The sequence below is a fragment of the Pseudomonas sp. AN-1 genome, from assembly GCF_034057115.1.
Lineage (GTDB): Bacteria > Pseudomonadota > Gammaproteobacteria > Pseudomonadales > Pseudomonadaceae > Geopseudomonas.
In genome coordinates this window covers 204814-220586 of sequence record NZ_CP139195.1, presented here as the reverse complement: position 1 = coordinate 220586, position 15773 = coordinate 204814, and the positions used below count along the sequence as shown (strand labels likewise).

The 15773-nt window shown below is 68.4% G+C and carries 18 protein-coding genes; 2 read left to right on the top strand and 16 right to left on the bottom strand.

From position 1 onward, the window contains the following. Positions 1 to 3 precede the first annotated feature (3 nt). The 8 genes from murB to SK095_RS00935 form a co-directional block, all read right to left on the bottom strand. The gene (gene murB, locus SK095_RS00970) at positions 4 to 1023 is read right to left on the bottom strand and encodes a UDP-N-acetylmuramate dehydrogenase (protein WP_320547584.1); all 1020 of its coding nucleotides are present in this window, start codon (positions 1021 to 1023) and stop codon (positions 4 to 6) included. Continuing rightward, positions 1020 to 1484 carry a low molecular weight protein-tyrosine-phosphatase gene (locus SK095_RS00965; protein ID WP_320547583.1) on the bottom strand — a complete coding sequence of 155 codons (465 nt, stop codon included), beginning with the start codon at positions 1482 to 1484 and terminating at the stop codon, positions 1020 to 1022. The genes murB and SK095_RS00965 overlap by 4 nt, the downstream gene beginning before the upstream one ends. 1 nt (position 1485) lies before the next feature. Next, positions 1486 to 2250 carry a 3-deoxy-manno-octulosonate cytidylyltransferase gene (gene kdsB, locus SK095_RS00960; RefSeq protein ID WP_320547582.1) on the bottom strand — a complete coding sequence of 255 codons (765 nt, stop codon included), beginning with the start codon at positions 2248 to 2250 and terminating at the stop codon, positions 1486 to 1488. Beyond that, positions 2247 to 2432 carry a Trm112 family protein gene (locus SK095_RS00955; RefSeq protein ID WP_136488858.1) on the bottom strand — a complete coding sequence of 62 codons (186 nt, stop codon included), beginning with the start codon at positions 2430 to 2432 and terminating at the stop codon, positions 2247 to 2249. The genes kdsB and SK095_RS00955 overlap by 4 nt, the downstream gene beginning before the upstream one ends. A gap of 41 nt (positions 2433 to 2473) precedes the next feature. Next, positions 2474 to 3472 (bottom strand): tetraacyldisaccharide 4'-kinase, encoded by a 999-nt coding sequence (gene lpxK, locus SK095_RS00950; protein ID WP_320547581.1) that lies wholly within the window; start codon positions 3470 to 3472, stop codon positions 2474 to 2476. Then, a complete protein-coding gene (locus SK095_RS00945; RefSeq protein ID WP_320547580.1) occupies positions 3472 to 3903 on the bottom strand; it encodes a biopolymer transporter ExbD in 432 nt (143 codons plus the stop codon). The genes lpxK and SK095_RS00945 overlap by 1 nt, the downstream gene beginning before the upstream one ends. Then, positions 3900 to 4535: a MotA/TolQ/ExbB proton channel family protein gene (locus SK095_RS00940; RefSeq protein ID WP_136488861.1), complete on the bottom strand. Its 636-nt coding sequence runs from the start codon at positions 4533 to 4535 to the stop codon at positions 3900 to 3902. The genes SK095_RS00945 and SK095_RS00940 overlap by 4 nt, the downstream gene beginning before the upstream one ends. Before the next feature lie 70 nt (positions 4536 to 4605). Next, entirely contained in the window at positions 4606 to 6825 is a 2220-nt protein-coding gene (locus tag SK095_RS00935) for a DNA internalization-related competence protein ComEC/Rec2 (protein WP_136488862.1), read from the bottom strand. 148 nt (positions 6826 to 6973) lie between these two features. On the opposite strand from SK095_RS00935, the gene SK095_RS00930 reads away from it, so the two are divergent. Continuing rightward, positions 6974 to 7504 (top strand): DUF2062 domain-containing protein, encoded by a 531-nt coding sequence (locus tag SK095_RS00930; RefSeq protein ID WP_136488863.1) that lies wholly within the window; start codon positions 6974 to 6976, stop codon positions 7502 to 7504. Between the two features lie 44 nt (positions 7505 to 7548). Here the strand turns inward: SK095_RS00930 and lolD are convergent, their stop codons facing one another. Continuing rightward, positions 7549 to 8238: a lipoprotein-releasing ABC transporter ATP-binding protein LolD gene (lolD, locus tag SK095_RS00925; protein WP_136488864.1), complete on the bottom strand. Its 690-nt coding sequence runs from the start codon at positions 8236 to 8238 to the stop codon at positions 7549 to 7551. Beyond that, a complete protein-coding gene (locus tag SK095_RS00920) occupies positions 8231 to 9478 on the bottom strand; it encodes a lipoprotein-releasing ABC transporter permease subunit (protein ID WP_320547579.1) in 1248 nt (415 codons plus the stop codon). The genes lolD and SK095_RS00920 overlap by 8 nt, the downstream gene beginning before the upstream one ends. A 214-nt stretch (positions 9479 to 9692) precedes the next feature. On the opposite strand from SK095_RS00920, the gene SK095_RS00915 reads away from it, so the two are divergent. Beyond that, positions 9693 to 10415 (top strand): glycerophosphodiester phosphodiesterase, encoded by a 723-nt coding sequence (locus SK095_RS00915; protein WP_136488866.1) that lies wholly within the window; start codon positions 9693 to 9695, stop codon positions 10413 to 10415. 42 nt (positions 10416 to 10457) lie between these two features. Here the strand turns inward: SK095_RS00915 and sthA are convergent, their stop codons facing one another. The 6 genes from sthA to SK095_RS00885 all read right to left on the bottom strand — a co-directional run bounded on the left by sthA (position 10458) and on the right by SK095_RS00885 (position 15773). After that, positions 10458 to 11852: a Si-specific NAD(P)(+) transhydrogenase gene (gene sthA / locus SK095_RS00910; RefSeq protein WP_136488867.1), complete on the bottom strand. Its 1395-nt coding sequence runs from the start codon at positions 11850 to 11852 to the stop codon at positions 10458 to 10460. Positions 11853 to 11990: 138 nt separating this feature from the next. Next, positions 11991 to 12227, bottom strand: a complete 237-nt coding sequence (gene nqrM, locus SK095_RS00905; RefSeq protein WP_136488868.1) for a (Na+)-NQR maturation NqrM — start codon at positions 12225 to 12227, stop codon at positions 11991 to 11993. Further along, complete coding sequence (locus SK095_RS00900; protein ID WP_320547578.1) at positions 12224 to 13255, bottom strand: FAD:protein FMN transferase; 1032 nt, start codon at positions 13253 to 13255, stop codon at positions 12224 to 12226. The genes nqrM and SK095_RS00900 overlap by 4 nt, the downstream gene beginning before the upstream one ends. 5 nt (positions 13256 to 13260) lie before the next feature. Then, positions 13261 to 14484, bottom strand: coding sequence for an NADH:ubiquinone reductase (Na(+)-transporting) subunit F (nqrF, locus tag SK095_RS00895; RefSeq protein WP_136488870.1), 1224 nt, complete (start codon positions 14482 to 14484; stop codon positions 13261 to 13263). A 15-nt stretch (positions 14485 to 14499) separates the two neighbouring features. Next, positions 14500 to 15108: an NADH:ubiquinone reductase (Na(+)-transporting) subunit E gene (gene nqrE, locus SK095_RS00890; protein WP_136488871.1), complete on the bottom strand. Its 609-nt coding sequence runs from the start codon at positions 15106 to 15108 to the stop codon at positions 14500 to 14502. Further along, a complete protein-coding gene (locus SK095_RS00885) occupies positions 15108 to 15773 on the bottom strand; it encodes an NADH:ubiquinone reductase (Na(+)-transporting) subunit D (RefSeq protein WP_414153866.1) in 666 nt (221 codons plus the stop codon). The genes nqrE and SK095_RS00885 overlap by 1 nt, the downstream gene beginning before the upstream one ends.

The following is a 15773-nucleotide window of genomic DNA, read 5'->3' as shown; positions in this document are numbered from 1 at the left end:
GCCTCAGCGGACGACCGGCTCGATCTCCAGCTCGACACCGAAACGGCTGCGGATATCCGCCTGGATGCGCTGCGCCAGCGCCAGCAGCTCGCGCCCGCTGGCCCGGCCGTAATTGACCAGCACCAGCGCCTGCAGGGCATGCACCCCGGCATCGCCGTCGCGATGCCCCTTCCAGCCGGCCTGCTCGATCAGCCAGCCGGCCGCCAGCTTCACCAGTCCTTCGCCAGCGGGATAGCTGACCAGCCCCGGCCACTGCGCGCGCAACTGCGCCGCCTGAGCCTCGCCCACCAGCGGGTTCTTGAAGAAGCTGCCGGCATTGCCCAGCACCTGCGGATCGGGCAGCTTTTCCGCGCGGATGGCGCAGACTGCCCGACTGACATCCAGCGCCGTCGGCAGGGCAATGCCCTGCACCTGCAGGCGCTGGCGCAGCGGGCCGTAATCCAGATGCAGGGCCGCCGCACGGCTCAGGGCGAAGCGCACGCGCAGGATCAGCCAGCGGCCGCTCTCGCGCTTGAAGCGGCTGTCGCGGTAGGCGAATTCGCACTCCCCGGCCTGGAACTCGCGCAGCTCGCCGCTCAGGCGATCCAGGGCGACCAGGCTGTGCAGCACGTCCTTGAGCTCGACACCGTAGGCGCCGATGTTCTGCATCGGCGCGGCGCCCACGGTGCCGGGAATCAGACTGAGGTTCTCCAGCCCGGCCAGGCCCTGCTCCAGGGTCCAGAGCACGAAGGGATGCCAGGGCTCGCCGGCCTCGGCCTCGACCAGCACCTGACCGCCCGCCTCGCCCAGCAGGCGCCGGCCGCGACTGGCCATGCGCAGCACGAAGGCGTCCAGATCGGCGGTCAGCAGCAGGTTGCTGCCGCCGCCGATCACCATCAGCTCGGCGTCCTGCGCGGTGGCGGCCGCCAGCGCCTGGCGCACCTCGGCCTCGTCATGCGCCTCGGCGAACCAGCGCGCCGCGACATCGACGCCGAAGGTGTTGCAGGCCTTCAGCGAGTAATGCTCATGGATGATCAGGCTCACAGGCGCTCCCGGATCTGTTCGATCAGTCGGTGGCAGGCCAGCTCGACCAGGTCAAGCACCTGCTCGAAGCCGTCGGCACCGCCGTAGTAGGGGTCGGGCACCTCGTGCTCGGCCAGGCCGCCGCGGCGCAGGAACAGGTCCAGCTCGGCATCGCCCTGGGCCGGGCGCAGGCGGCACAGCTCGCGCAGGTTGTCGTGATCCATGGCGAGAACCCAGTCGAAACGGGTGAAGTCCTCGGCCTGCACCTGGCGGGCACGCAGCTCGTGCAGGCGGTAGCCGCGCTGCTCGGCGGCGGCGCAGGTGCGCGGGTCGGGCGCCTTGCCGACGTGCCAGGCGCCGGTTCCGGCGGAATCCACCTGCACCCGGTCGGCGAGGCCGGCCAGCTGCAGCTTGTGGCGCATCACCCCCTCGGCGGTCGGCGAGCGGCAGATGTTGCCGAGGCAGACGAACAGCAGGCGCACGTCAGGCTCCCAGCAGCTGGCGGACGCGCTGCAGGTCTTCCGGGGTATCGACGCCGGCCGGCGGCGCCTCGAGGGCGTCGGCGACATGGATGCGCACGCCGTGCCAGAGGGCACGCAGCTGCTCCAGGCACTCGGTGTCCTCCAGCCAGCACGGGCCCCAGGCGACGAAGTCGTGAAGGAAGCCGGCGCGGTAGGCGTAGATGCCGATGTGACGACGGAACGGCACGCCCTCAGGCAACTGCCCGCGCTCCGCGGCGAAGGCATCGCGCGCCCACGGCAGCGGCGCACGGCTGAAGGTCAGCGCCAGGCCGCTGGCGTCGGCGACCAGCTTGACCACGTTGGGATTGAACAGCAGCGCTGCATCCTGGATCGGCTCGGCCAGGGTGGCGATGCCGGCCTCGGCATGGGCGGCCAGGTTGGCGGCCACCTGGTCGATGATCGCCGGCGGAATCAGCGGCTCGTCGCCCTGCACATTGACCACGATGGCCTCGTCGGCCAAGCCGAGCTGGACGGACACCTCAGCCAGGCGGTCGGTGCCGGAGTTGTGGTCGGCACGAGTCAGCAGCACCTCGGCACCGAACGCCTGGCAGGCCTCGACGATGCGCGCATCGTCGGTGGCCACCACCACGCGGGTCGCGGCGCTCTTCTTCGCCTGCTCCCAGACGTGCTGGATCATCGGCTTGCCGGCGATGTCCTGCAGCGGCTTGCCAGGCAGGCGTGTGGAAGCATAGCGGGCAGGAATGACGACGACGAAGTCCATGCTCATTTGTCCAGGCGCTCGTCGACGGTCAGGGTGCGCGCCTCGCTTTCCAGCATCACCGGGATACCGTCGCGCACCGGGAAGGCCAGGGCGTCGGCTCTGCAGATCAGCTCGGACTTGTCGTCACTGAGCTTGAGGGGGCCCTTGCACAGCGGGCAGGCGAGAATGTCGAGCAGTTTGGGGTCCATGGTCCGCTCCAGGCAGAGGAATCTGGGGGGACCCGCGCGCATCAACGCGGCAACAGGCGTTCGAGCTGGCCGTCGAACCAGGCCACGAAGGCCGGTGATGGCTGGCCATCGACCGCCAGATACCACCAGTCTGCGGCGGCGAATCCCCGGCATTTCACCGCATCCTTCTCGGTCATCAGCAGCGGCAGGGCCGGGGCGAAGCGCAGATCCTCGGGGCCGTAGGCCGCGTGGTCGGCGAAGGGATGCGGAACCGGGCGCCAGTGTAGCGCCTCGAGGGTCGCGAAGAAACGCTGCGGGTTGCCGATGCCGGCCACCGCGTGGACCGCCTGCCCTGCCGGCAGATGATCCAGCGGGCGACGCTCGCCGCTGGCCAGGTTGACCAGGGCGCTCGGGCGCAGGTTGAAGGCGAAGCCTGCCGCGCCGTCACCGGCAGCACCGTTGACCAGACAGGCATCCACCGCAGCCAGGCGCTCCAGCGGCTCGCGCAGCGGCCCGGCCGGCAGGCAGCGACGGTTGCCGAGGCCGCGGGCGGCGTCGATCAGCACCAGCTCCAAGTCGCGGGCCAGACGGTAGTGCTGCAGGCCGTCGTCGCTGAGGATCAGGTCCAGCGGCTCCTGCTCGAGCAGGGCCCGCACCGCGCGGGGACGGTCGGGGTCGATCACCAGCGGCACGCCGCTGCGCTCGACGATCATCAGCGGCTCGTCGCCAGCCTCGGCGGGACTCTGCCCGGCGCGCACCCGCCACGGCAGGCTGGGCGGGGCAGCGCCGTAGCCGCGGCTGACCACGCCGACGCGCAGGCCACGGGCGCGGCAGTGCTCGATCAGCCAGAGGATCAGCGGCGTCTTGCCGGTGCCGCCGACGGTGATGTTACCGACCACGATCACCGGCAGCGGCGCCCGCCAGGCCGGCTTGCGCCCGCTGAGGAAGTCGCCGCGCCGCCGTTCGACCACCCGCCGGTAGAGGACCTCCAGCGGACGCAGCAGGACCAGGGCCGGATGGCCCTGGTACCAGGCAGCGGTGAGGCGCTCGGCCAGGCGCATCAGGGCTTGGCCGGCTGCGCTTCGACGGTGGTGATGCGCAGGTGCGCGAAGCCCAGCTTGCCGGCCGCGTCCATGGCGGTGATCACCGCCTGGTGCGGGGTGCGCGCGTCGGCGCTGATCACCAGCGGCAGGCTGCTGTCGCCGCCGGACTCCTTCTGCAGCGCGCTGCTCAGGGTCGCCAGGTCGCTCTTCACCAGCTGCTGGCCGTTGAGCGCATAGCTGCCGTCAGCGGCGATGGTCACCTCCAGCTTTTTGAGCTGGGTCTCCTGCACCGGCGTGGCGCTGTCGGCCTCGGGCAGGTCGATCTTCAGCTGGGTCTCGCGGGTGAAGGTGGTGGTCACCACGAAGAACAGCAGCAGGATGAACACCACGTCGATCAGCGGCGCCAGGCCGATCTCGACGTTCTCCCGCGGTTTGCGTCGGAATTTCACCGCTTGCCGCCCTCGCCCAGATCGACGTCACGGTCGCCCTGGACCACTTCCACCAGGCGGATGGCTTCCTGCTCCATGCCGACCACCAGCTCGTCGACGCGACGCTGCAGGTAGCGGTGGAAGAACAGCGCGGGGATGCCGACGAACAGACCGGCGGCGGTGGTGATCAGCGCCTTGGAGATGCCGCCGGCGAGCACCGGCGCGTTGGCCATGCCGCTGCCCATGAAGCCGCTGAAGATCTCGATCATGCCCAGCACGGTGCCGAGCAGGCCGAGCAGCGGGGCGATGGCGGCGATGGTGCCGAGCGCGTTGAGGTAGCGCTCCAGGTCATGGATGACCCGCGCAGCGGCTTCCTCGATGCACTCCTTCATGATGTCGCGACCATGCTTGGAGTTGGCGAGACCGGCGGCCAGCACCTCCCCCAGCGGCGAGGAGGCGCGCAGCTCCTTGAGTTTCTGGCTGTCCAGCTGCTTGTCCTGGATCCAGCGCCATACCTGGCCCAGCAGGTTCGGCGGGGTGATCCGCGCCGGACGCAGGGTCCACAGGCGTTCGGCACTGATGCCGATGGCCGCGATCGAACAGAGAATGATCGGCAGCATCATCCAGCCGCCGGCTTTGACCAATTCCCACACAGTAACAACCCCCTGAAAAAAGTGGCGCAACTCTAGCACAGCGCGCTCGCCATGCCGCCCGTCTGGGTTCTCATTTTTCCCGCCAGAAACGCGCCTGCGCGCGCTCGCCGGCGACCGTCCCATGGCGGCCGAGCCACAACTGCAGCGCCCCCTCGGCGGCGCTGTCGTGGATGCGCACGCCGGCGGCCCGAAAACGCGCCACCACCTGCGGATGCGGGTGGCCGAAGGCATTGTTCCAGCCCCGCGAGAACAGCACGCCGCGCGGCGCCACCGCGGCGATGAACTCCGCCGACGACGAACTGCGACTGCCGTGGTGGGGCGCCAGCAGCCAGTCGGCGCGCAGATCGCGGCCACTGCCCAGCAACGCGCGCTCGCCGCTCGCGGAGATGTCTCCGGTGAGCAGCAGCCGCTCGCCGCGCGCCTCTACCAGCAGCAGGCAGGACGCATCATTGCCGTCGCCGCTCATCTGCCAGGTGGTGAAACGCACGGCGTCCCATTGCCACTGCTCGCCATCGCGACAGGGCTCGACGGCGTATGGCAGACGCTGTCGCGCCGCCTCGCCGGCGAGCAGGCGGGACGCCGGAAGACCGGCCAGCACGCTGCCTGCCCCGCCGGCATGATCCTGGTCGGCATGGCTTAGCAGCAGCGTGTCGAGCCTGCCGACGCCCTGCCTGAGCAGGAGCGGCAGCACCACCTTCTCTCCCGAATCGAACCCGCGCGCGGCCGGGCCGGCGTCGTACAGCAGAGCGTGAGCGCTGGTGCGTACCAGCACCGCCAGCCCCTGCCCGACATCCAGCACGCGCACCTCGGCCTCGCCGCTCGGAATGCCGGCCGCGGCGGGAAACAGCAACGGCAGCGGCATCAGGGCGCCGAACAGGCGCAGCGGCAACCCGGCCGGCAGCAGCGCCAGCAGGACGCCGCCCAGCCCGAGCAGCACCGCCCAGCCAGGCGCAGCGGCGAACTGCCGGGCCGGCGCCAGCTCGGCGAGCCAGGCGAGCAGGTCGAACAGCAGGTCGAGCTGCAGCCCGGCCAGCCACAGCAGGCTGCTGCCCACCCCGGGTAGCGGCAGCAGCAGGGTCCCGAGCAGGGCCAGCGGCACCACGCCGACACCGACCCAGGGCACCGCCAGCAGGTTGGCCAGCGCGCCGGTGAGACTGACCGGCAGGCCGAGCGCCAGCAGCAGCGGCAACAGGCCGAGAGTCATCGCCCACTGCGCGCGCGGCAGCACCCGCCAACCGGCGGCCGGCGCCAGGCGGCCGCTGAAGCACCAGGCCAGCAGCGCCACCGCGCCGAACGACAGCCAGAAACCCGGTTGCAGGCTGGCCAGCGGCTCGACCACCAGCACCAGGGTCAACGCCGCCAGCAGCGGCAGCCAGACGCCCAGGCTGCGGAAGCGCCAGCGCCACAACAGCACCACCGCCAGCATGACGCAGGCCCGCTGCACCGGCACCTCGAAGCCGGCCAGCAGGCCGTAGGCGAGCGCACCGGCCATCGCCAGGCCACAGGCGCAGGGCAGCCAGGGCCAGCCCCGCGGCCACCAGCCGCGGCGGAACAGGCCGAGCACCAGCGCATACAGCAGACCGGCCAGCAGTGCCACGTGCTGACCGGAGATCACCAGCAGATGGGTGGTGCCGGTGGCCTGCAGCACCTGCCAGTCCCCTTCGCCGAGCCCCGAACCGTCGCCCAGCACCAGTGCCGCCAGGGCCCCCTCCCGACCATGTGCCGGCGCCGCCAGCAGCGCACTGCGCAGGCGATCGCGCCAGCCTTGCGGCCCGTCCGCGGCGCTCAGCCGCTCGCCGGCCTTGACCGAGCCGGTGGCGCCGACGCGACGTGCCGTCAGCCAGGCCTCGTAGTCGAAACCCTGGGGATTGACCAGACCGCGCGGGCGCTTGAGTTGCACCGCCAGGCGCCAGACCTCGCCGGCCGCCAGCGGTGGCGCTCCGTACCAGGACAGGCGCAGGCGCTGGGGGAGGCTTGCGCGGCGCGAGCGGGCCTGCTCGATATGGAAGCGGGTAACGCCCACCTCCCGCTCCGGCAGACCGACGATCCGCCCCTGCAGCCACAGGGTCCGGCCATCCAGTTCGGCGGCCAGGCGGTCGTCCAGCGCCAGCTGCGCCGAGCCGCAGGCCCAGCCCAGGCCGAGCAGGAACAGCGCCAGTGGATAGCCGCGGGTCGGCAGCAGCGCCACCCCCACGACCGCCAGCGCGACGAGAGCCGCCGCCGGCGGCAAGGCCGGCAGGAAACGCAGGCACAGCAGCCCGCCACAGAGCGCGATCAGTCCCGTGCGCATGGATTCATCCCTGAATCGGCCGGCGCTGCGCGCCGCTGAAATTCTGTTACAGATCCCCGGACAGTCCATCCGGATTTTTGTTCCGCCCGGTCCACCACCGGGAGAATCAGTGCATAATACCGGCGCTTAGTCGCCGTCGAGAGCCCCCATGCCGCGCCGAATCTTCAAGCGATACATGCCCGACCCGGAGCGCATCAGGGGCGACAAATCCCTGCGCTTTCTCGGCAAACTGATTCACGATCCCAACCTCTGGCACCTCAATCGCCACTCGGTGGCTCGTGCCATGGCCGTGGGCCTGTTCGCCGCCTTCATCCCGCTGCCGATGCAGATGCTGCTGGCCGCCTCGCTGGCCATCCCGCTGCGCGGCAACCTGCCGATCTCCATCGGCCTGGTCTGGCTGACCAACCCCATCACCATGCCGCCGGTGTTCTACTGCACCTACAAGATGGGCGCCTGGCTGATGCACGTGCCACCGATCACCCTGCCCGAGCACCTGAGCATGGAGTGGATCACCCACGAGCTGAGCACCCTGTGGCAGCCGTTCCTGCTCGGCTCGGTGATCACCGGCCTGATCTGCTCCATCCTCGGCTACTGCCTGACCATGACCTACTGGCGCTGGTGGGTACGCCGCAGCTGGCATAAGCGCCAGCTCCTGCGCCGCCAGCAGGGTCACTCCTGATCCCGGTCGGTGTCAGCCCCGCCTGGGCCGACACCGACTCTCCCCTACTCCGCCAGTACCAGCCGCCCGCCTTCCAGGCGCAGCACGCGGTCCATCTGCCGCGCCAGGGCGATGTCGTGGGTCACCACCAGGAAGGCGGTGTGCAGCGACGTGCTCAGCTCCTGCATCAGCTCCTGGATGCCGCGCGCGGTGTGCTGGTCGAGGTTGCCGGTGGGCTCGTCGAGCAGCACCAGCGCCGGCCGGTTGACCAGCGCGCGGGCGATGGCCACGCGCTGGCGCTCGCCGCCGGAAAGCTCGGCCGGCTTGTGGCCCAGACGATGCCCCAGCCCGACCCGCTCCAGCAGCGCCGTGGCCCGCTGGCGCGCCTCGCCGATCGGCATGCGTCCGATCAGCAGCGGCATGCACACGTTCTCCAGCGCATTGAACTCCGGCAGCAGGTGGTGGAACTGGTAGACGAAGCCCATGGCGCGATTGCGCAGCAGGCCGCGGGCCTTCTCGTTGAGCGCCGACAGCTCCTCGCCGGCCAGCCAGACGCTGCCCTCGCTGGGAGTATCGAGGCCGCCGAGCAGGTTGAGCAGGGTGGTCTTGCCCGAGCCGGAGCTGCCGACGATGGCCACCCGCTCGCCGGGCTGCAGCGCCAGCTCGACGCCCTTGAGCACCTCCACCGACTGCGGACCCTCCTCGTAGCACTTGCCGAGGTTGCGGCACAGCAGCACCGCCTTGTCGTTACTCATAGCGCAGGGCCTCCGCCGGCTGGGTGCGCGCCGCGCGCCAGGCCGGGTACAGGGTGGCAAAGAAACTCATCAGCAGCGCGGCCGAGCAGATCAGCACCACATCCTCCACGCGCAGCTGCGACGGCAGGTAGTTGATGAAATACACGTCCGAACTGAGGAACTTGCGCCCCAGCAGGTTCTCCAGCGCCGCCACCCACTGGGTGACGTTGAGCGCGGCGATCACGCCGAGCACGCCGCCGATCAGGGTGCCGACCACGCCGATCACCGAACCCTGGACCATGAACACCAGCATGATCTGCCGCGGGGTCATGCCCAGGGTGCGCAGGATAGCGATGTCGGCCTTCTTGTCGGTCACCACCATGACCAGGGTGGAGATGATGTTGAACGCGGCCACCGCGACGATCAGCAGCAGCAACAGGGCGATCATGGTCTTCTCCATCTGGATCGCCTGGAACAGGCTGCCGTGGCTGCGCGTCCAGTCGCGGGCGACGTAGTCGCCTTCGCTGAAGCCGGTGGCGATCTCCCAGGCCACCTGCGGCGCCTTGAACAGATCCTTGAGCTTCAGGCGCACACCCTCCACCTGGTTTTCCTGCCAGCGCGACAGGCGCGCGGCATCGCCGATGTGGATCAGCGCCAGCGAGCTGTCCAGCTCGGCGCCGACCTTGAACACGCCGACCACGGTGAAGCGCTTGAGCCGCGGGAACACCCCGGCCGGGGTCACCGAGGCCTCGGGCAGGATGAAGGTCAGCTTGTCGCCGACATTGACGCGGAAACGCCGCGCGGTGATCTCGCCGATGACAATGCCGAACTCGCCGCTCTTCAGAGCCTCCAGGCTGCCCTGCACCATGTGCTGGTCGATGATCGAGACGTTCTTCTCGGCCTCCGGCAGCACGGCGTTGACCAGTACCGGCTGTGTCCCGCCGCTGTGGGTGAGCATGCCCTGCAACTGGCTGAACGGTGCCACCGCCACCACCTCGGGGTGCTTGGCCACCCTGGCGGCCAGCGTCTGCCAGTCGTCGATCGGCTGGTAGCTACTGATGGTGGCGTGCGGCACCATGCCGAGGATGCGCGTGCGCAGCTCGCGGTCGAAGCCGTTCATCACCGACAGCACTAGGATCATCACCAGCACGCCGAGGGCGAGGCCGACCATCGAGGTCAGGGAAATGAACGAGATGAAGTGGTTGCGGCGCTTGGCACGCGTGTAGCGCATGCCGATGAATACGGGTAAGGGTCTGAACATGCTCGGGTTGCCTTGCGGGCGAAGGGAAGACGTCCGTTTGTCACGCCGGCGGCGGGAACTCGCTACAGACCACACCGGCGGCCGGCAGTTCGCCGGACGGGCGGCAGTCTACCGCAACGCCGGTCGCCACGCACCGACGGCGACCCCGACCTCTCCCCAAAGCGGCGGCGGCATGCTAGAAGGCTGCATCAGCCTGATTGCGCAAGGAGCAGTCGTGACCCTCATCTACGGCCATCGCGGCGCGCGGGGCGAAGCCCCGGAAAACACCCTCGCCAGCTTCCAGCGCTGCCTCGAGCAGGGCGTGACCCGCTGCGAGCTGGACCTGCACCTGTCCGCCGATGGCGAACTGATGGTGATCCATGACCCGACGCTCAGGCGCACCACCGGCCAGCGCGGCAAGGTGGCAGCGCACAGCGCCGCCGAACTGGAGCGCATGGACGCCCGCGTCGGCGGTCCGGCCTGGCCGCAGCCCTGCCCGATCCCGCGCCTGCGCACGCTGTTCACCCATTGCGACTTCGAGCACTGGCAGCTGGAGGTCAAGAGCGCCTCGCGCGAGCGTGCGGCACGCACCGTGGAGGCGATCGCCGCACTGACCCGCGAGCTCGGCCTCGGCCACCGGGTCACCGTGACCAGCAGCTCGCGCACCGTGCTGCGCGCCCTGCAGGAACTGGCCCCGCAGTTGGCCCGCGGCCTGGTCGCCGAGTACGCCTGGCTGGATCCGCTGAAGGTCGCGCAGCGCTACGGCTGCGGCCTGCTGGCGCTGAACTGGACGCTGTGCAGCCCCGAGCGGTTGCGCAAGGCGCAGCAACAGGGGCTGCACGTGTCGGTGTGGACGGTCAACGAGCCGGCGCTGATGCGCCGGCTCGCCGACTTCGGCGTGGACAGCCTGATCACAGACTTTCCCGGTTTGGCCAGCGCCACCCTCGGGAATCGCTGAGCGGCCAGTCTCCGACCGGCTCAGGCCACCGGTCGGAGCCGCTCAAAAAAGCCGGTTGAGGCCGTCGAACGCCGCCACCCGATAGGCTTCGGCCATGGTCGGGTAGTTGAAGGTGGTGTTGATGAAGTACTTGATGGTGTTCGCCTCGCCCTTCTGGTTCATGATCGCCTGACCGATGTGGACGATCTCCGAGGCCTGGTAGCCGAAGCAGTGCACGCCGAGGATCTGCAGGGTCTCGCGATGGAACAGGATCTTCAGCATGCCCACGCGCTCGTTGGAGATCTGCGCACGCGCCATCGACTTGAAGAAGGCCTTGCCCACCTCGTAGGGAATCTTCTCCTTGGTCAGCTCCTGCTCGTTCTTGCCGATCGAGCTGATCTCCGGGATGGTGTAGATGCCGGTCGGCACGTCATTGATGAAGTGCCAGCTGTCGTCCTCGACGATGCTGCCGGCCGCCGAACGGCCCTGGTCGTAGGCGGCGCTGGCCAGGCTCGGCCAGCCGATCACGTCGCCGGCGGCGTAGATGTTCGCCACGCTGGTGCGGTAGTGCTGGTCGACGGCGATCTGCCCGCGGCTGTTGGCCTCGATGCCGACGTTTTCCAGGGCCAGCTTGTCGGTATTGCCGGTGCGACCGTTGCACCACAGCAGGGCGTCGGCCTTGATCTTCTTGCCGGACTTCAGATGCAGCACCACGCCGTGGTCGAGGCCCTCGATGCGCTCGTACTCCTCGTTGTGGCGGATCAGCACGTTGTTGTTGCGCAGGTGGTAGCTCAGCGCATCGGAGATCTCGTCGTCGAGGAAGCTGAGCAACTGGTCGCGGTTGTCGATCAGGTCGACCAGCACGCCCAAGCCGCTGAAGATCGACGCGTACTCGCAGCCGATCACTCCGGCTCCGTAGATGATCATCCGCCGCGGAGTGTGGCTGAGGGTGAGGATGGTGTCGCTGTCGTAGATGCGCGGGTGACTGAAGTCGACGTCGGCCGGACGGTAGGGGCGCGAGCCGGTGGCGACCACCACCTGCTTGGTGACCAGCTTCTCCACCACGCCGTTGTGGGTCACCACGTCGATGGTGTTGGCATCGGCGAAGCTGGCGGTGCCGGTGAACACGTCCACGCGGTTGCGCGCGTAGTAGCCGGTGCGCGAGGCGACCTGCTTGTCGATGACCAGCTCGGCGCTCTTCAGCACGTCGGGGAAGGAGAACCAGCGCGGCTCGCCGATCTGGCGGAACATCGGGTTGGTGTTGAACTGCAGGATCTGCCGCACCGAGTGACGCAGGGCCTTGGAGGGAATGGTGCCGAGGTGGGTGCAGTTGCCACCGACCAGCTTGCGGCTATCCACCACCGCCACCTTGCGTCCGTTCTTGGCGGCGCTCATCGCCGCGCCCTCGCCCGCCGGGCCCGAGCCCAGCACCACCACGTCATAGTTGTAGACAGCCATCGACTACTCCTTCAGGGACAAACTGCAGCCCGCCTCGGGCGGGCCTCACATCCGCCGCCGCGCGAGCCCGGTCCTGAGGCCGGCCCGCTGGCGGGCGGGAAATAAAAAAGGGGCAGTGTCGTCACTGCCCCGTCGGGGTCATCTGCTGCGGGTCGCGTCGTAAGCCTGGGCCGCGCCCGGCTTGCCGTCACCCTCGCTGTTGGCTTCCTCGCATTTCTGGGTATCGCCGCCGCAGATCGGGCACTCGTCCTTCTCGATGCCGAGGTTGGCGATGCCGCCGCAGGAGCCGGCGATGGGCTTGCGGCCCATGATCACGCCGATCGCCATGCCGAACACCACCAGCAGCATGAGCGCAAAAACCAGTAACCAGGTCATGGTCGTTCCCCTTGCGCTGCCGTCAGCGCGTCAAAAGCCTTGGTTGCGTGGGTCACGTAGCCTTCGTCCTCGCGGGTCACGAAGAAGGCCGCGATGCCCTGCCGCTCCGCCCAGCGTACGCCCTCTTCCGGACCGAGCACCATCAGCAGGGTGGACAGGCCGTCGGCCAGCAGGGCCTTGGGATGCAGCACGGTCACCGCCGCCAGGCGGTGGGTGATCGGCGCACCGCTGCGCGGGTCGAGGGTGTGCGAGTAGCGCCGGCCATTTTCCTCGAAGTAGTTGCGATAGTCACCCGAGGTCGACACGCCGTAGCCATCCAGGGCCAGCACCTTCTGTGCCACCCGCTGGTCGTCGCGCGGCGCCTCGATGGCGATGCGCCAGGGCGTGCCGTCCGGCTTGCGCCCGCGCGCCTTGAGCTCGCCGGTGGCCTCCACCAGGTAGCTGGCCACGCCCTGCTGCTCCAGCCAGGCGGCGATGCGGTCCACCGCGTGGCCGGCGGCGACGCTGTTGAAGTCCACCTGGACCTTGGCGTCCTTGCACAGCTGCTCGCCGTCGATGCGCAGGTGCTGGTGGCCGACGCGCTGGCGCGCCTCGGCGATGGCCTCGGCACTGGGCACCTGCTCGCCGCGCGACTGGGGCCCGAAGCCCCACAGGTTGAGCAGCGGCTCGATGGTCAGGTCGAAGGCGCCGTCGCTCTGCAGCGACAGGCCCTCGCCCAGGCGCACCAGCTCCAGCACGTCTGCCGGCATGGCCTGGCAGGTGCCGGCCGGCGCGCGGTTGAACTGCTCGATCAGCGAGTCGTCGCGGTAGGTGGACATCTGCTGGTCGACCTCGGCGAGGATCGCCTCGACCCCGGCCTGCAGGGCCTGCGCATCGGCGACGCCGTCGCCGCGCACGTACTTGACCGAATAGGTGCTGCCCATGGTCGGCCCGCCGAACGACTCCAGCGGATCGGAAAACTGGCAGCCCGCCAGCGCTGCCGCACAGGCGACAGCGATGACGGGCTGCAGGAGACGCACTAGCGACATCGACACTAGCCGCCGAAGTCGTCGAGCAGGATGTTCTCCCGCTCCACGCCCAGGTCGAGCAGCATCTTGATCACCGCGGCGTTCATCATCGGCGGACCGCACATGTAGAACTCGCAGTCCTCGGGCGCCGGATGGTCCTTCAGGTAGTTCTCGTAGAGCACGTTGTGGATGAAGCCGGTCAGGCCGGTCCAGTTGTCCTCGGGCTGCGGGTCGGACAGCGCCAGGTGCCACTGGAAGTTCGGGTTCTCGGCCTGCAGCTGGTCGTACTCCTCGACGTAGAACGCCTCGCGCATCGAGCGAGCGCCGTACCAGAAGCTCATCTTGCGCGTGGACTTCAGGCGCTTGAGCTGGTCGAAGATGTGCGAGCGCATCGGCGCCATGCCGGCGCCGCCACCGATGAACACCATCTCGTTGTCGGTGTCCTTGGCGAAGAACTCGCCGAAGGGTCCGTACACGGTGATCTTGTCGCCCGGCTTGAGGTTGAACACGTAGGAGGACATCTTGCCCGGCGGGATGTCGTCCTTGCCCGGCGGCGGCGAGGCGATGCGGATGTTGAACTTGACGATGCCCTTCTCTTCCGGGTAGTTCGCCATGGAGTAGGCGCGAATGGTCGGCTCGTCCACCTTCGACACGAAACGCCACATGTTGAACTTGTCCCAGTCGCCGCGGTACTCGGGCTGGATGTCGAAGTCCTTGTAGTTGACCACGTGCGGCGGGCACTCCAGCTGTACGTAGCCGCCGGCGCGGAAGTCCACGCTCTCGCCGTCCGGCAGGCGCAGGGTCAGCTCCTTGATGAAGGTGGCCACGTTGGGGTTGGACTCCACCGTGCATTCCCACTTCTTCACGCCGAAGACTTCTTCCGGCACCTCGATGTGCATGTCCTGCTTGACCGGGGTCTGGCAGGACAGGCGCCAGCCGGCCTTGGCCTCGCGCTTGGTGAAGTGCGACTCCTCGGTCGGCAGCATCTCGCCGCCGCCCGACTCGACGATGCACTTGCACTGGGCGCAGGTGCCGCCGCCGCCGCAGGCGGAGGACAGGAAGATGTTGTTGGCGGCCAGGGTCTGCAGCAGCTTGCCGCCGGCCGGTACGGTGATGGTGCGCTCGCCGTTGATGAGAATGTTCACGTCGCCGCTGGACACCAGCTTGGCGCGGGCCATCAGGATGATGACCACCAGCGCCAGCACGATGGCGGTGAACATGCCGATGGCGAGGAAGATTTCATAGTTCATCTGTTCTTCCCTTCCTTAGAGCTGCACGCCGGAGAACGACATGAAGCCCAGCGACATCAGGCCGATGGTGATGAAGGTGATGCCCAGCCCCTGCAGGCCGGCGGGCACGTCGCTGTACTTGAGCTTCTCGCGCACGCCGGCGAGCACGGCGATCGCCAGTGCCCAGGAGAAGCCCGAGCCCAGGCCGTAGACCACGCTTTCCGAGAGGTTGTAGTCACGCTCGACCATGAACAGCGAGCCGGCCATGATCGCGCAGTTCACCGTGATCAGCGGCAGGAACACGCCCAGCGCGTTGTAGAGCGAGGGCACGTACTTGTCCAGCAGCATCTCGAGGATCTGCACGATGGCGGCGATCACGCCGATGTAGCTGAGCAGGCCGAGGAAGCTGAGATCGACGTCCGGCAGGCCGGCCCAGGCCAGCGCCCCTTCCTTGAGCAGGTAGGTGTACAGCAGGTTGTTGGCCGGCACGGTGATGGTCTGCACCACCACCACGGCGATGCCGAGGCCGATCGCCGTCTCCACCTTCTTGGAAATGGCAATGAAGGTACACATGCCGAGGAAGAAGGCCAGCGCCATGTTCTCCACGAACACGGCCTTCACGAACAGGCTGATGTAGTGTTCCATCAGTAGGCCTCCTTGCTAACGTGCGGAGCCATCTTGTAGCTGGGCCTCTCGACCTGGGCGGTCTTCCAGGTGCGCAGGCCCCAGATGATCAGGCCGATCAGGAAGAACGCCGAGGGCGGCAGCAGCAGCAGGCCGTTGGGCTGGTACCAGCCGCCGTCGTTGATCACCGGGATGATCTCGAAGCCGAGCAGCTTGCCGGAGCCGAACAGCTCGCGGACCACGCCGAGGATGATCAGCATGGCGCTGTAGCCCAGGCCGTTGCCGATGCCGTCGAAGAACGACAGCACCGGCGGGTTGGCCATGGCGAAGGCTTCGGCGCGGCCCATCACGATGCAGTTGGTGATGATCAGGCCGACGAACACCGACAACTGCTTGGCCAGGCTGAAGGCATAGGCCTTGAGCACCTGGTCGACCACGATCACCAGCGAGGCGATGATCACCATCTGCACGATCATGCGGATCGAGCTGGGGATCTGGCTGCGCACCAGCGAGATGAACAGGTTGGAGAAGCCGGTCACCAGGGTCAGGGCGATCGACATCACCAGCGCGGTCTTCAGGTTGGAGGTCACCGCCAGCGCCGAACAGATGCCGAGGATCTGCAGACCGATCGGGTTGTTGTGGACGATGGGGTTGAGCAGGACTTCCTTGATTGTGGGTTTGGACAT

Bases quoted from the DNA above. Each gene is read 5' to 3' on its own strand.
- lpxK (WP_320547581.1), bottom strand. From the start codon at position 3,472: ATGCGCCTGGCCGAGCGCCTCACCGCTGCCTGGTACCAGGGCCATCCG.
- SK095_RS00885 (WP_414153866.1), bottom strand. From the start codon at position 15,773: ATGTCCAAACCCACAATCAAGGAAGTCCTGCTCAACCCCATCGTCCAC.
- nqrM (WP_136488868.1), bottom strand. From the start codon at position 12,227: ATGACCTGGTTACTGGTTTTTGCGCTCATGCTGCTGGTGGTGTTCGGC.
- nqrF (WP_136488870.1), bottom strand. From the start codon at position 14,484: ATGAACTATGAAATCTTCCTCGCCATCGGCATGTTCACCGCCATCGTG.
- kdsB (WP_320547582.1), bottom strand. From the start codon at position 2,250: ATGAGCATGGACTTCGTCGTCGTCATTCCTGCCCGCTATGCTTCCACA.
- lolD (WP_136488864.1), bottom strand. From the start codon at position 8,238: ATGAGTAACGACAAGGCGGTGCTGCTGTGCCGCAACCTCGGCAAGTGC.
- sthA (WP_136488867.1), bottom strand. From the start codon at position 11,852: ATGGCTGTCTACAACTATGACGTGGTGGTGCTGGGCTCGGGCCCGGCG.
- SK095_RS00900 (WP_320547578.1), bottom strand. From the start codon at position 13,255: ATGTCGCTAGTGCGTCTCCTGCAGCCCGTCATCGCTGTCGCCTGTGCG.
- SK095_RS00935 (WP_136488862.1), bottom strand. From the start codon at position 6,825: ATGCGCACGGGACTGATCGCGCTCTGTGGCGGGCTGCTGTGCCTGCGT.
- SK095_RS00955 (WP_136488858.1), bottom strand. From the start codon at position 2,432: ATGGACCCCAAACTGCTCGACATTCTCGCCTGCCCGCTGTGCAAGGGC.
- SK095_RS00920 (WP_320547579.1), bottom strand. From the start codon at position 9,478: ATGTTCAGACCCTTACCCGTATTCATCGGCATGCGCTACACGCGTGCC.
- nqrE (WP_136488871.1), bottom strand. From the start codon at position 15,108: ATGGAACACTACATCAGCCTGTTCGTGAAGGCCGTGTTCGTGGAGAAC.
- SK095_RS00930 (WP_136488863.1), top strand. From the start codon at position 6,974: ATGCCGCGCCGAATCTTCAAGCGATACATGCCCGACCCGGAGCGCATC.